Origin of the sequence: Micromonospora sp. NPDC049801 (assembly GCF_040656575.1) — a bacterium.
Lineage (GTDB): Bacteria > Actinomycetota > Actinomycetes > Mycobacteriales > Micromonosporaceae > Micromonospora.
In genome coordinates, this window is sequence record NZ_JBFAMS010000002.1 from 343,576 (window position 1) to 357,519 (window position 13,944).

Here is a 13,944-nt window from a genome sequence, read left to right on the forward strand (position 1 = left end):
CCTCGGGCCGTTGGGTCGGACAGCGGGCGGGACGACGCTGAACCGGACGACGCTGAACCGGACGACGCTGAACCGCACGACGCTGAACCGGACGACGCTGAACCGGACGACGCTGAACCGCACGACGCTGCGCCGCACGACGACGGGCCGCGCGCGGATTCGGCCTATCTGCCCGGTGCCGCCGAGGTACGCCGCGCCGCGCTCGTGTCGAAGGTGCTGCTGAACGTGTTCGCCACCGGCTCCGGCCCGGTCAGCGCGACCCAGCTGGCGCGGTGGCAGTCCGATGCCGGCTGGTTCGAGCAGGCACTCGGCTGCGAGCCCGGCGAGCTGCGCCGTCAGAGCGGCGGGCTGGGCGGCACCCTCGCCGGGCTGGAGGGTGACCTGGTCCGACGGATGCACCTGCGGGAGGTGCTTGCCGACCCCGCGCTGGCCAGCCAGCTGACCCCGAGCATGTCGCTGATCGAGCAGTTGCTACGGGACAAGGCCAACCTGTCCGGACTGGCGCTGGCGAACGCCAAGGCGTTGATCCGGCGCTTCGTCGACGAGGTCGCCGAGGTGCTCCGGACGCAGGTGCAACAGACGAGTGTCGGCGCGCTCGACAGGTCGGTGCCGCCCAAGCGGGTGTTCCGCAACCTGGATCTCGACCGGACCATCTGGCAGAACCTGACCAACTGGAGTCCGGACGACGAGCGGCTCTACGTCGACCGGCTCTACTACCGGCACACCGCACGGCGCACCACTCCGTCCCGGCTCATCGTGGTGGTCGACCAGTCCGGCTCGATGGTCGACGCGATGGTCAACTGCACGATCCTCGCCTCGATCTTCGCCGGCCTGCCGAAGGTGGACGTGCACCTGATCGCGTACGACACCCGGGCACTAGACCTCACCCCGTGGGTGCACGACCCGTTCGAGGTGTTGCTGCGTACGCAGCTCGGTGGCGGCACCGACGGCACGGCGGCGCTGACGCTGGCGCGGCCGAAGATCGCCGAGCCGAAGAACACGGTGCTGGTGTGGATCTCCGACTTCTACGAGGTCAACCACCAGGCGGTCTTCGACGGCCTGCAGGCCGTCCACCGCTCCGGCGCCAAGGTCATTCCGGTGGGCTCGGTCAGCAGCTCGGGCCAGCAGAGCGTCAACCCCTGGTTCCGGCAACGCCTGAAGGACCAGGGCACCCCGGTCATCTCCGGCCACATCCGCAAGCTCGTCGTCGAGCTGAAGAACTTCCTCACTTAGGAGAGCACCCCCTCATGTCCGAGATGTTGCGCGCCCCCGCCGAGGTCACGTACGCCGACGAGCTGGATTTCCTCGAGTCGGTCGACACCGGTCCGAAGCCGTTCTCGTGGCGCCTGAGCCCGCGCATGGTCCGGCTGTTCATCCTCGGGTCGGAGCGGGCTGACGGCCTGTCCCGGGAGATCCCGCAGAAGTGGTTCGGCGACCGCAGTTTCGTCGAACGCGCCATCGTCACCCTCGCCTCGGACCGGGGCCTGCTGCTGATCGGTGACCCCGGCACCGGCAAGAGCTGGCTGGCCGAGTTGCTGGCCGCGGCCATCTGCCGCAACTCGACCCTGGTCGTGCAGGGCACCGCCGGCACGACGGCGGACCACATCAAGTACTCGTGGAACGTGTCCATGGTGATCGCCAAGGGCCAGTCCCGGGAGTCGATGATCCCGTCGCCGATCATGACGGCGATGGAGCGTGGCGTGGTCGGTCGCTTCGAGGAGTTGACCCGCTCCACCAGCGACGTACAGGACGCGCTGATCTCGATCCTGTCCGAGAAGTACGTCGCGATCCCCGAGCTGGACCAGGACAACATCGTCTTCGCCCAACCCGGTTTCTCGATCATCGCAACGGCGAACAGCCGCGACCGGGGCGTCAACGACCTCTCCTCGGCGCTCAAGCGGCGGTTCAACTTCGTCCGGATCCCGGTGGTCACCAACAAGCGCAGCGAGGCCGAGATCGTGCGGTTCCGCACCGAGGAGTTGCTGCGCCGGCACCGCATCGAGCTGGACGTGCCGCCCACCCTGCTGGACATCCTGTTGCAGAGCTTCGCCGACCTGCGCGCCGGCGCCGCGGCGGCGACGAGCGACGAGGAGAAGCTGGAGTCGGCACTGTCGACCGCCGAGCAGATCGGCGTGCTGGAGGACGCGATCCTGCACAGCCAGTTCTTCGGCGACCGTACGCTGCGCGCGGCGACGCTCGCCGGGTCGTTGGTCGGATCGCTGGCCCGGCGCAGCCCGGAAGACCTGGCAATCCTCAACAAGTACCTGCACGGCGTGGTCGAGCCACGGGCCCGCAAGGACGACGACGGCTGGGCGGGCTTCCTGGACGGCGGCCGTCAGGCGATCGCGTCCCTCTCGTGACCGCGTCGACAGTCGCCGGCACGTTCGGCGCGCTCCGCGAGCAGCTCACCGACGCGGCGACCGCGTTCGCGGGGTCCTCCGACGCGCTCGGCGCGATCCTCGCCGGGATGGTCGACGATGTCGACCGGGCGCTCGGCGAGCCGCTGGAGATCTTCCCGGTCTGCCACCACTCGCCGGCCTCCGCGCTGGCCATGGTGCGCCGGCTGCGCGCCAAACAGCCCCGGGTGATCTACCTGGAGCTGTGCGAGGATCTCCAGCCGCTGCTCGGCGAGTTGCGCAACTGCCGCCTGCCGGTGGCGGTGCAGGCGTTCGCGTCGGAGCTGTCCGGCTTTCCGGCCGACTGGGGGCCGCTCAGCGTCGTCGCACCGATCACCGAGGCGTCGGCGGAATACCAGGCCATCGCGTACGCGCTGGAGACCCCCGGCGTGGAGCTGGTGCTGGTGGACCGCTCCTCCGACCACGTCTTCCAGTGGTCGCCGCGCGACCAGCCGACCGGCGCGAGCAGCGCGAACGGGCCGACCGGCACCGGTGCGGGATCGGGACTGCACGGCGACGCCGTCGGGGTGGAGATCGGCGACCTGCGACCGCGGTTCGCGGAGCTGGAGGCGTACCTGCTGCACCACGGCAAGGTGCGGCACTGGTCGGAATGGTGGGACCAGTACGTGGAACGCCCGCTGGCCGACGCCGACCACGACACGTACCGGCAGGTGATGGTGCTGATCGGCAGCCTGTTCCGGCGGCTGCGCCCGGCCGACGCGGATCGGCTCGATCGCGACGAGGATCGCGAGCGGTACATGTGGACGCGGATGCGTCAGCACCTGGCCACCTCCGGCGTCGATCCGGCGCACTGCCTCTACGTCTGCGGCGCGTTCCACGCTGCCAGCCGGGTCGAGCAGTTCGGGCTGGGCTCCGGCGCGGACGATTTCGAGATCACCCCGCGCACCGACACCCGCTGGCGGTACGGGCTGATCCCGTCCAGCCACTCGGCGATCGAGGCACAGTTCGGGCTGGCGTCCGGCTCGGTCTCCATCGCCGCGGCGACCTGGGCCAGGGAGGTACGCCGCCACGGACTGTCGCCGTACCAGCTCGGCGGCCAACGCACGACGGCCGTCCGGGGGCGACGCGGTCGGGTCACGACGGTCCCCTCCCCCGCCGGGCCGGTCGATGACCGACTCACCGGCTTCCTCGCCGCGCCACCGCGCCCGGACGGTCTGGACGAGGCGGAGCTGCGCGGCTGGTGTGTCGACATCGTCCGGTTGGCTCGCCGCAACGGATATCTGGCGAGCACCGCCGACGCGATCGCGGTCTTCGAGACGTCGGTCCTGCTGGCCGGTCTGCGCAACCGGGCCCGGCCCACGCCGTACGACTTCGCCGACGCCGCGGTCACCTGCATCGAGAAGGACGTGGTGCCCGGCCGGCGGGACGTCCGACGGCTCTGCGAGATCCTGCTGGGCGGCGACCGGATCGGTCAGGTCGGCTACGACGCTCTGCCGCCGCTGGCCCGCGACGTGTTCGATCGGCTGGAACCGCTCGGCCTGGCCCTGGAGAAGCGGACCGTCCAGCGGGCGCTGCTGGACCTGAACGCCGAGCCGGCGCTGGGCCGCTGCTCGGACCTGCTGTGGATCCTGCGGCATCTGCTGCCACCGGCCGCGGTCCGCCCGATCATGGGTGAGCGGCGGCTCGGTCAGCGCTCGGTCCAGGAGAGCTGGGACCTGGCGCTCGGTCACCATCAGCGGGCGTTGATCGAGCTCGGCTACGAGGGTGTGACCGTCGAGCAGGTCCTGGAGCAACGACTGCGTCGGGCGGTGCGCGGCCCGGACGCCACCGCCGCCAGCGCTCTGGCAGCGGTCGAGGACGCGATCCGGCTGCTCGACAGCCCACGTCTGGTCGACGAGCTGGGGGCGCGGGCGGTGGAGCTGCTCGCCACCGCGCGCACCGTCGACGACGCTCCCGACGTGTTGCGCCGTATCCGACGGTTGCTGGCGCATCACCGGGCCACCGCGCCGACCCTGCCGGCCTGGTGCCAGGCGTTCGTGACGACCGGGTACGCGCACTACTGCACCCTGCTGCCCACCGCGATCACCAGCGACGAGACCAACGTGCGGCAGGTCGGCGCGATGCTCGGCTTCCTGTTCTCGATGGAGGGTCTGGCACTGTCGTTGGGCTGCGACCGCTCCCAGCTGGAACTGGCCGTCGCGCAGTCGCACCCGACCGCGCCGGCGAAGGTGGCGCTGCTCTGGGCGGGCCGACACCAGCTCGGCCTGCTGTCGGTGGCCGATCTGCGGGCCCGGTGTGCCGAGCTGCTGGCCAACCCGCTGGTGGTGCCGGCCTTCCCGCAGTACCTGGCCGGATTCGTGCACGCGCTGGAACCGGTGCCCGGTCTCGCGCCGTTCGTCGTCGAGACGATCTCCACGGCCTTCGCCCGGCTGCCCGATCCGGTGCTGCTGCCCTGGTTGCCGACCCTGATCACGACACTGCGGGAGCAGGGCCCGGAACTGGTTCCGCTCCTGATCCGGGAGGCCGGACGGACCTTCCCGGAGGCGCTGCCGGAGCTGGATTCCTGGGTGCCGCCGTGGGTCGCGGCCCCACCTGTCGGGCGGGTGGACGACCAACGCGCCGTGGCCGCGCCGCAGCGGCGGGTCGGTGTCCTCCTCGCCGCGCATCCCGAGGTGGTCGACGCGATCTCCGGTCTGCTCGGGTACGACGGCGGGTGGCCGCCGGCCGACGACGCTCCTGCCGAGCAGGGTGCGGTGGCGGGGCTGCTGGCGAGGCATCCCGAGACGGTCGAGGCCGTGGCCGCGCGGGTGGTGCGCCAGGCGTGAGCGCGACGGCGGCGGGTAGGCAGCGGCCCGGCGTTAGGGCGACTTCCGCCGGGTAGGAGGCTTTGATGAGCACGTACCGGGACGAACAGGGCGACCAGTTCCCTCCTCCGGAGGCGGACGCCGCCGAGCAGCGGCAGGACGCGTTCGACGTGGGGCCGCCGGACCGGGTCTCCGGCGACGTGGACCCGGAGGCGTCCGAGGCCGACCTGGCCGAGCAGGGCGCGCTACCGGCCGGCGCCCTGGAGGAGGTGACGTCCCTGCCGGCCGACGCCAACCCGGCGGACGCCCTCGAACAGCGTCAGGAGATCCCCGCGCGGGACGAGGGCCGCCGGACCTGAGCGCGCCGGCCGGATACGGCGGTGCCCCCGCCCTACCGGCGGGGGGCCCGTCGCTGAGGACCAGTGGAGGTGACTGTTGTCGGCGGTGCCTGTCGAGCTGCCCCGCAGGTGGGGCGGCACAGCACACGACCGGAGTCGCGGTGTCGGTGGGCGGTCAAGGCCTGCTTGACCCAGCCCAAGAACCGGCCGTAGTGCTGCACCGGGTCGGGTGCGGTCCGGTACAGGTCGGTCAGATCCCGGCTCGCCTCAGTCAGACAGTCGGCCATGTCCACCCCGAGCAGCTTCGGCTCGTCCGAGTAGTCGGCCACGAGTTCGACTTTCGCGTGCTCGCACGGCCAGGGGAGCACACAGGACGCGCAGAACCAGAACGGCCGGACCGGGGCGTGCCGCTGGCCGCTCACTGCTGAACCCCCTGATAGCGGACCGGCGACCATCGGTCAGACCAGCGTAGGGTCGACGACTGGCTATGAATGATCGCGTTGACGGTTCCGAAGATGACGCCAGGTGCTCGTTGCACCCGCTCGAGGTCTTCGATCATTTGCGCGATGGCGGCCAGCCGGCCACGGGCGTCGAAGAGTTCTCGCCGGACAGCCATGAGTGACGCCTCAAGCTGGCTCACCCACTCGCGCAGCCGCTCTACCTCTTGTTCCTGTTCCACTCCAGCCTCCAGGGGTGGTGTCGGACGGGGCACCCGTCGCCGCCGGGCTCCGCCTTGCGCGGCGACGGGCGTAGACAGATCCCATCCCGGACGCTACCCCCCTGTCAACCCTGGCGCGCCTATCTGAGCACATTCATGTTGACCCGTCACGGCCGGTCTACCTTCGTTCGCATGGCAGATGGACCGGGCGAACTCGTCGCGGCGGGCGAGGTCCTGGCGATGCTCGGGGTGGGCCGCTCACGGTTCCGCCAGATCCAGCAGTCGCCGCACTTCCCGGCTCCGTACGCCCGACTGTCGGTTGGTTCGATCTGGCTCAAGGCTGATGTGGAGAAGTACATCGCCGAACACCGACGCCCCCGCCCGGTAGACGAGGACGAGTAGCCCCGTCCGCCTTCCCGGCACTGACACCGGCTGGCTCAGCCGGTGACGACCTGCCACAGCAGGAAGGCGTTGAGCGCGACGACCAGGACGGCGACTCCGGACGCGGCGGCCGTGGTCAGTGGGTGGTTGACGAGGTTGCCCATGAGGTCCCGGCGACGGGTGAAGGCGACCACCGGGATCAGCGCGAACGGGATGCCGAAGCTGAGGATGACCTGCGACAGCACGAGGGCGCGGGTGGGGTCGAGGCCGATGGCGAGCACTACCACGGCGGGTGCCAGGGTGACCAGGCGGCGCAGCAGCAGCGGAACCCGGCGGCGCAGGAAGCCCTGCATGATCACCTCACCCGCGTAGGTGCCGACGCTCGTGGAGGCGAGCCCGGAGACCAGCAGGGCGACGGCGAACCCGAAGGCGGCGGCCGTGCCGATGCTCTCGCCCAGGCCGGCGTGCACCCCCTCCAGGCTGTCGGCGCCCACCGGGCCGCCGCCCCGGAAGCTGGCCGCCGCGATCAGCAGCATGGCGAGGTTGACCGCGCCGGCCGCCGTCAGGGCGAGCAGCACGTCGGTGCGTTGGCCCCGGAAGAGGGTACGGCGTTCGGCGTCGTCGGTCGCGGGGATGCGGTCGCGGGTCAGCGCGGAGTGCACGTAGATGACGTGCGGCATGACCGTCGCCCCGAGGATGCCGGCGGCCAGCAGGACGCTATCGGTGCCCTGGAGGCGGGGCACGAGGCCGGCCATGGCCGAGCCCGGGTCGGAGCCGGCGGCGAGCAGGTTGGCCGCGAACGCCAGGACGATGACGCCGAGCAGCACGGCGACGGCGATCTCGAAGGCGCGGAACCCGCGCGAGCGCAGGGCGAGCACGACGAACGCGGCCGCGCCGATGATCAGCCCGCCGGGTAGCAGCGGAATGCCGAAGAGGAGGTAGAGGGCGACCGCTCCCCCGATGACCTCGGCCAGGTCGGTGGCCATCGCCACCAGCTCGGCCTGCACCCACATCATCCGGTTGAGCGGGCGGGGCAGGCGCTCACGGCACAGCTCGGGCAGGCTGCGGCCGGTGGCCAGGCCCAGCTTGGCGGTGAGTGTCTGCACCAGCATGGCCATCAGGTTGGCCACCACCACGACCCAGACCAGCAGGTACCCGTAGCGGGCGCCGGCCGCCGAGTTGGTGGCGAAGTTGCCCGGGTCGACGTACGCCACGGCGGCGACGAACGCCGGGCCGAGCAGGATCAGCCGTCCGCGTACCCGGCCCCGGGCGCGGGCGATCTGCAGCGGTGTCGCCGTCGTCGCCCGGAGGTCGTTGGTGACCATCGAGCACCTCCCCATCGAGTACGGATCGCGTGCCGGTTCCCTTCCCGGGCGGCTGACCCGTCGGTGCCAGTCGGTGGCCCACGGGCGCCACGGTCCCTTCGCGCTTGACAGGCGTCGCCGACCCGACCAAGCTGTCTCATAGTCCTACTGTCGTAGGACAACAGGAAGGATCATCACGAGTGATCGAGTTCGTGCTCGACAGCCGGTCGAAGGTGAACACCTACATGCAGCTCGTGCAGCAGGTGAAGCAGGCGCTGCGCGTCGGTCTGCTCGCACCCGGCGATCAGCTGCCGAAGGTTCGGGACGTCGCCCAGTCACTGGCGATCAACCCGAACACGGTGCTGAAGGCGTACCGGGAGTTGGAGATCGAGGGTCTGGTCGGCGGCCGGCCCGGGGTGGGCACGTTCGTCCAGCGCACCCTGGCCGGCGCGTCCCTGCCCAACCAGGCCGAGCTGCGTGACGACCTCGTGGCGTGGTTGCAGCGGGCGCGGGCCGCCGGCCTCACGGCCGAGGACGTCGTCGCCCTGGTGGAGACCACGCTGCGCGCCACCCTCACCGACGACGCCCCACAGAAGGAACCCGCGTGAGCGGTACGAGAGGACAGAGGATGGAGATGGTCTTGGAGGCCGACCGGCTGGGCAAGCGGTACGGCAGAACGTGGGCGCTACGGGACTGTTCGCTGCACCTTCCGGCCGGCCGGATCGCCGCGCTGGTCGGGCCCAACGGCGCGGGCAAGAGCACGTTGCTGCACCTGGCGGTCGGGCTACTCAAGCCCGACGAGGGCGTGGTGCGGGTGTTCGGCAGGTCGCCGTACGGCGACACGGAAGGGCTGGCCGACATCGGGTTCGTCGCCCAGGACACGCCGCTGTACCGGGACTTCACCGCTGCCGAACTGGTCGTCGCCGGCGGCAAGCTGAACCGGCGATGGGACGCGGCACTGGCCCGGACCCGGTTGGCGCAGCTCGGGATACCGCCCGACAAGCCGGTCGGCAAACTGTCCGGCGGGCAACGGGCCCAGGTGGCGCTCGCTCTCGCACTGGCCAAACAACCCCGGCTGCTGCTGCTCGACGAGCCGGTGGCCAGCCTCGATCCGCTGGCCCGTCGGGAGTTCCTCCAGTCGCTGATGGGCAGCGTGGCGGATTCCGGCACCACCGTTCTGCTCTCCTCGCACCTGCTGGCCGACCTGGAGCGCGTCTGCGACTACCTGATCGTGCTCAACGCGGCCCAGGTGCAGCTCACCGGCTCGGTCGACGACCTGGTTGCCGGGCACCGGCAGCTCGTCGGCCCGCGGCACGACGGCGGTCCGATCGGGGGCGTGGCGCACGTGGTCCGGGCCAGCCACACCGACCGGCAGTCCACGCTGCTGGTACGCACCGACGGTCCCGTCACCGACCCGGCCTGGACGGTCCGCGACGTCAGCCTGGAGGACGTCGTCCTGGCCTACCTGGCCGACGGCGTCACGCAGACCAGTCACAGCGAGTGGGGGGTGGCGGCATGATCTGGCTGACCTGGCGGCAACACCGCAAGCAGGCGTTCTACACCCTCCTGGGGTTCCTGGTGCTCGCCGCGGTGCTGGTGCCGATCGGCCTCTCGATGCGGAGCACCTTCGCCGACCTCGACCTGGCCACATGCGTGCGTCAGCTCGACGACCCGAACGTGGCGGCGGCGACCCGGGAGGCCTGCGACGCGGGGTTCCACCGCTTCAGTAACCAGTACGGCAGCCTGAACCTGGTGGCCGTCCTGCTGATCACCCTGCCGGTGCTGGTCGGCCTGTTCTGGGGCGCGCCGCTGGTCGCCCGCGAGGTGGAGCAGGGCACCCACCGGTTCGTCTGGACCCAGGGTGTCGGCCGGACCCACTGGGCCCTGGTGAAGTTCGGGCTGGTGGGCGCGGGCGTCCTGGCCCTCGCGACGGCCTACGGGCTGGGTATGTCCTGGTGGGTCGACCCGCTCACCGACGCCGCGTACGAGGGCCGGCTCGGCATGATCGTCTTCGACCTCCAGGGCATCGTCCCGATCGGCTACACACTCTTCGCCGTGGCGCTGGGTATCTTCGCCGGCACCGTGTGGAAGCGGATGCTGCCCGCCATGGGCATCACCCTCGCCGGGTTCATCGGCGTGCGGGCGGCGGTGGAGATCCTGGCCCGACCGCACTACCAGCCCGCCAAAACCCAGACCTTCCCGATCGAGGGGGGTGGAATTCCGGAGGGCGACCGGGGCAACTGGGTTCTCGCCGTGGGAATCCGCGACGCCGACGGGACGATGGTCGCGGAGAACACCCGCATCCAGTGCCCGCCGGGCGGCAAGGGCCCGGACGGCCGAGTCTGCGGTGCCGACCTGGGTCTCGGGCCGGGCGCGTACAACTGGGAGATGTACCAGCCGGCCGACCGGTTCTGGCTGTTCCAGAGCATCGAGACGGGCATCTTCGTGGCCCTCGCCGCGCTCCTGCTCTACCTCGCGGTGCGTCGGGTCCGCCGGATCGCGTAACCGGGCGGGTGATCGCCGGAGCCACGGGGGCCCCGGCGATCACCCGTCCCTGCCGGCCTCAGCGGCCCAGCCGCCGGTAGCGGGCGACCGAGAGCGGCAGGAACACGGCAACCAGCGCGATCGGCCAGGCCACCGCCAACCAGAGGTAGTGCCGCGCGGCCCACGAGTCGCCACCCCAGCCCGGGTTGCCGAACAGCTCCCGGGCGGCGCCGACGGTCGCCGACAGCGGGTTCCAGGCGGCCACCGCGCCGAGCCAGGCCGGCATGGTGGACGGCGCGACGAACGCGTTGGAGAGGAAGCCGAGCGGAAACTCCAGGGTCTGCACCGCGACCACGGCCGTCTGTCCCCGGGCGACCAGGCCGAGGAAGATGCCGACCCAGACCAGGGCGAAGCGCAGCAGCAGGATCAGTCCCGCCGCGCCCAGCGCGGCGCCGACGCCGCCGTGTGCCCGCCAGCCGACGGCGAGGCCGGTGGCCAGCAGCACCGCGAGGGTGACCAGCGCGAAGAGCAGGTCGGTCACCGCGCGGGCGACGAGCGGGGCGAGTGGTGCGACCGGCATCGAACGGAGCCGGTCGGTGACCCCACGCTCCAGGTCGTCGGCGACGGCGATCGTGGTGAGGCTGATGCCGAACACCATCGTCATCACGAACATGCCGGGCATCAGGAACTCCCGGTAGCTGCCCCCGTCGGGGACCTGCATCGCCCCGCCGAACAGGTAGGCGAAGATCAGCACGATCAGGATGTTGAAACCGAGCGAGGCGACCAGCGGCCCGGGGTCACGTCGCCACCGGGCCAGGCCACGCCAGACCAGGGCACCGCTGTCTGTCAGGGCAGCGGGCCGGCCGGGCGTCAGGTCCACGGTCGCGGGCGGGTGTGTGGCGCTCACGCGGTCACCTCCACGGTGGCCCGACCACCCGTGACGTGCAGGAAGACGTCGTCGAGGGTGGGTCGCCGCAGGGCGATGTCGACCACCGTGACCTGCGCGGCGTCGAGCGCCCGCAGCACCTCGACGAGCGCGCCGGCCCGGTGCCCCACGCCGGCGCTGACCGCGCGCCGGTCCACGTCGACAGTCGGTTCGTCGGCGACCACCCGACGCATCTGCGCGACGGCGATCGCGAGGTCGGCGGGCTCCCCCACGACCACCTCGATCCGGTCGCCGCCGAGCTGCGTCTTCAGCTCGTCGGGGGTGCCTTCGGCGACGATGCGCCCGGCCTCGACCACCGAGATCCGGTCGGCGAGCTGGTCCGCCTCGTCCAGGTGCTGGGTGGTGAGCAGGACGGTGGTGCCCGCGCGGACCAGCCCGCGGATCGACTCCCACACCTCGCTCCGGCCGCGCGGGTCCAGCCCGGTGGTGGGTTCGTCGAGGAACAGCACGGCGGGGGCGAGGACCATGCCGGCGGCCAGGTCCAACCGGCGACGCATGCCCCCGGAGTACGTGCTGACCGGCTGCTCGCCGACGTCGGCCAGGCCGAACCGCTCCAACAGCTCGACCGCCCGCTGCCGGGCCCGGCGACGGCCCAGGTGGAACAGCAGGCCGAAGAGCACGAGGTTCTGCCGGCCACTGAGCGCCTCGTCCAGCGCGGGATGCTGCCCCACCAGGCCGATCCGGTAGCGCACCTGGTCGGGCTGGCGGGTCACGTCGAACCCGGCGACCTCGGCGTGCCCCTCGTCCGGGCGCAGCAGCGTGGACAGGATCCGTACCGACGTGGTCTTGCCGGCCCCGTTGGGACCGAGCAGGCCACACACCGTCCCGCTGGCCACCTCAAGGTCGAACCCGTCCAGGGCCAACCGGTCCCCGTACCGCTTCCGCAGCCCTCGCACCACTATCGCCGCGCCGCTCGTCGTCACACCCGTCCCCTTCCCACAGCCGGACACCGAAGGTCTACCGTACACGGTACGATAGACCGTACGGGATTGGTGGGTCGACTAGCGTCCCCGGCATGACGATCTCGTTGGACGGCCGGCGGTTCGCCGCGGTGACGGACGTGGTGGCCGGTGAGGTGGGCACCGAGACGGTCTTCACCTACCACGAGCGGGCGGGCGAGGTCTGGGCCGAGTACGCCGGTGGGTCCATCCGACGCGGCTGTCTCGTGGGCACCCGCGACGGCGACCGGTTGGACTTTCGCTACGTCCAACTCAATGCCGAGGGCCAGACGTCCACCGGCCACTGCGTCTCGCAGGTGCGGGTCCGGGCCGACGACCGCCTGGAGCTGCACGAGTCCTGGGCCTGGGAGTCCCGGCCGGGCAACGGCACCAGCGTGGTGCGGGAGATCGCCTAGATCGGGTCGACGGAACTTGACTGGCCGGCGACGCCGACGTTGAGCGGATCGGCCAGCAGCTTGTCGAAGGCCAGCTCGGCGGCCCCGATCAGGACGGCGTCCCGGCCGAGAGCCGCAGCCCGCAACCGCAGGTGCTCACGGGAGGCCGGCAGCGGCATGGCGTCCAGCCGCCGCCGCACCGTGTCCGCCCCGGCGATGAAGATGTCGCGCAGCGAGCCACCGAACACCACGGCGTCCGGGTTGACCACGTTGACCAGGTTGGCGACGCCGAACCCGAGCCAGTCGGCGACCCGCTCGACGGCGGCGCGGGCGGTCGCGTCGCCGTCCGCCGCCGCGCGCAGCACGTCGGCGACAGCGGCGCGGTCGTCGGGGTCGCGGCCGGCATGCCGCAGCAGCGCGGCCTCGGAGATCTCGGTCTCCCAGCAACCACGGGAGCCGCAGCCGCACGGCAGGCCGTTCGGGTTGACCACCATGTGGCCGACCTTGCCGCTGTGGCCACGGTGGCCGATCATCAGTCGGCCGCCGACCACGATGCCGGCGCTGATGCCGAGGTCGCCGTGCAGGTAGATGAGGTCGTCGATGCCGGGGGCCACGCCCCGGATGTGCTCGGCCAGGCCCGCGATGTCGGCCAGATCTCCGGCCACGAATCCTGGGCAGTCGGTCAGCTCGGCCTCGAGGGCTGCGCTCAGGCCCTCCTCGACGCCGACGATGCGCAGGCCGCCGTCGGCGTCGCGGGTGGTGTCGGTGACGGCGACCGCGCCGCCGACCAGCAGCGCGTCGGAGGCGACGCCGCGCTCCATCCCGCGCACGAGGTCGGCCAGGGGGCGGACGGCGTCGACGGCCGACATTCCACCGGGACGGGGTGCCTCCCGCAGGTCGAGGATGCGACCGCCGAGGCCGATCCGCGCCGCCCGCAGTCGGTCCGCGTCGATGCTGAGCGCGTGCGCGTAGACCCGGTCGGAGCGAGGGCTGACCACGAGGGAGGGGCGGCCGGCGCGGCGGGTCGTGGCCGGCGCCTCCTCGGTGACCAGACCGCTGGCGGTCAGGTCGGCGGCGAGGGCGCCGATGGTGCTGCGGTTCAGGCCGAGACGGCTGGTCAGCTCGGCCCGCGACGTCGGCCCGTGCAGGTGCACGTAGCGCAGCACGGCGCCGAGGTTCTGCCGTCGGATCTCCTCCTGGCTCGCGCCGGGGACCGGGGGCAGTGGGGTGTCGGCGGTACGACCGGCGCCGGCTGGCCTGGACCGCACGGGTGTCGCCACGGTCAGACCTCCTTCACGGATCGGTGCCGGGTGAACGATGGGGCGCGGACGACGATGGG

Annotated in this window: 13 protein-coding genes and 1 pseudogene; 9 read left to right on the plus strand and 5 right to left on the minus strand. The window is 71.7% G+C overall.

What is annotated here, in order from left to right; genetic code table 11:
* Positions 1–171: 171 nt before the first annotated feature.
* From AB0I89_RS04995 to AB0I89_RS05010, 4 genes and pseudogenes are all read left to right on the plus strand, one after another.
* A pseudogene (locus AB0I89_RS04995) lies at positions 172–1,233 on the plus strand (VWA domain-containing protein); the annotation flags it as partial.
* Positions 1,234–1,247: 14 nt separating this feature from the next.
* A complete protein-coding gene (locus tag AB0I89_RS05000) occupies positions 1,248–2,360 on the plus strand; it encodes an AAA family ATPase (RefSeq protein WP_357120282.1) in 1,113 nt (370 codons plus the stop codon).
* Positions 2,357–5,182 (plus strand): DUF5682 family protein, encoded by a 2,826-nt coding sequence (locus AB0I89_RS05005; RefSeq protein ID WP_357120285.1) that lies wholly within the window; start codon positions 2,357–2,359, stop codon positions 5,180–5,182. The genes AB0I89_RS05000 and AB0I89_RS05005 overlap by 4 nt, the downstream gene beginning before the upstream one ends.
* Before the next feature lie 65 nt (positions 5,183–5,247).
* A complete protein-coding gene (locus tag AB0I89_RS05010; protein WP_357120288.1) occupies positions 5,248–5,520 on the plus strand; it encodes a hypothetical protein in 273 nt (90 codons plus the stop codon).
* A 397-nt stretch (positions 5,521–5,917) separates the two neighbouring features.
* Here the strand turns inward: AB0I89_RS05010 and AB0I89_RS05015 are convergent, their stop codons facing one another.
* The gene (locus AB0I89_RS05015; RefSeq protein ID WP_357120291.1) at positions 5,918–6,178 is read right to left on the minus strand and encodes a hypothetical protein; all 261 of its coding nucleotides are present in this window, start codon (positions 6,176–6,178) and stop codon (positions 5,918–5,920) included.
* A gap of 171 nt (positions 6,179–6,349) precedes the next feature.
* Here AB0I89_RS05015 and AB0I89_RS05020 point away from each other — a divergent pair, with 171 nt between their 5' ends.
* Positions 6,350–6,559, plus strand: coding sequence for a hypothetical protein (locus tag AB0I89_RS05020; protein WP_357120294.1), 210 nt, complete (start codon positions 6,350–6,352; stop codon positions 6,557–6,559).
* Positions 6,560–6,594: 35 nt separating this feature from the next.
* On the opposite strand, the gene AB0I89_RS05025 is transcribed toward AB0I89_RS05020, so the two are convergent.
* Positions 6,595–7,863, minus strand: a complete 1,269-nt coding sequence (locus AB0I89_RS05025; protein WP_357120297.1) for an Nramp family divalent metal transporter — start codon at positions 7,861–7,863, stop codon at positions 6,595–6,597.
* A 179-nt stretch (positions 7,864–8,042) separates the two neighbouring features.
* On the opposite strand from AB0I89_RS05025, the gene AB0I89_RS05030 reads away from it, so the two are divergent.
* From AB0I89_RS05030 to AB0I89_RS05040, 3 genes are read left to right on the plus strand one after another with little or no spacing between them, the layout of a single operon-like run.
* Positions 8,043–8,450 (plus strand): GntR family transcriptional regulator, encoded by a 408-nt coding sequence (locus AB0I89_RS05030; RefSeq protein ID WP_355050404.1) that lies wholly within the window; start codon positions 8,043–8,045, stop codon positions 8,448–8,450.
* 20 nt (positions 8,451–8,470) lie between these two features.
* Positions 8,471–9,361, plus strand: a complete 891-nt coding sequence (locus tag AB0I89_RS05035) for an ABC transporter ATP-binding protein (protein WP_357120301.1) — start codon at positions 8,471–8,473, stop codon at positions 9,359–9,361.
* Complete coding sequence (locus AB0I89_RS05040) at positions 9,358–10,347, plus strand: transporter (protein WP_357120304.1); 990 nt, start codon at positions 9,358–9,360, stop codon at positions 10,345–10,347. Before AB0I89_RS05035 ends, AB0I89_RS05040 begins: the two co-directional genes overlap by 4 nt.
* Positions 10,348–10,405: 58 nt before the next feature.
* Here AB0I89_RS05040 and AB0I89_RS05045 read toward each other — a convergent pair whose 3' ends face one another.
* Positions 10,406–11,233: an ABC transporter permease gene (locus AB0I89_RS05045; RefSeq protein ID WP_357120307.1), complete on the minus strand. Its 828-nt coding sequence runs from the start codon at positions 11,231–11,233 to the stop codon at positions 10,406–10,408.
* On the minus strand, positions 11,230–12,195 hold the full coding sequence (locus tag AB0I89_RS05050) for an ATP-binding cassette domain-containing protein (protein WP_357120310.1): 966 nt from the start codon (positions 12,193–12,195) through the stop codon (positions 11,230–11,232). The genes AB0I89_RS05045 and AB0I89_RS05050 overlap by 4 nt, the downstream gene beginning before the upstream one ends.
* A 92-nt stretch (positions 12,196–12,287) precedes the next feature.
* Between AB0I89_RS05050 and AB0I89_RS05055 the strand changes: the two genes are divergently transcribed.
* A complete protein-coding gene (locus AB0I89_RS05055) occupies positions 12,288–12,626 on the plus strand; it encodes a hypothetical protein (protein ID WP_357120313.1) in 339 nt (112 codons plus the stop codon).
* On the opposite strand, the gene AB0I89_RS05060 is transcribed toward AB0I89_RS05055, so the two are convergent.
* On the minus strand, positions 12,623–13,828 hold the full coding sequence (locus tag AB0I89_RS05060; protein ID WP_357120802.1) for an ROK family transcriptional regulator: 1,206 nt from the start codon (positions 13,826–13,828) through the stop codon (positions 12,623–12,625). The genes AB0I89_RS05055 and AB0I89_RS05060 overlap by 4 nt on opposite strands.
* Positions 13,829–13,944 lie beyond the last annotated feature (116 nt).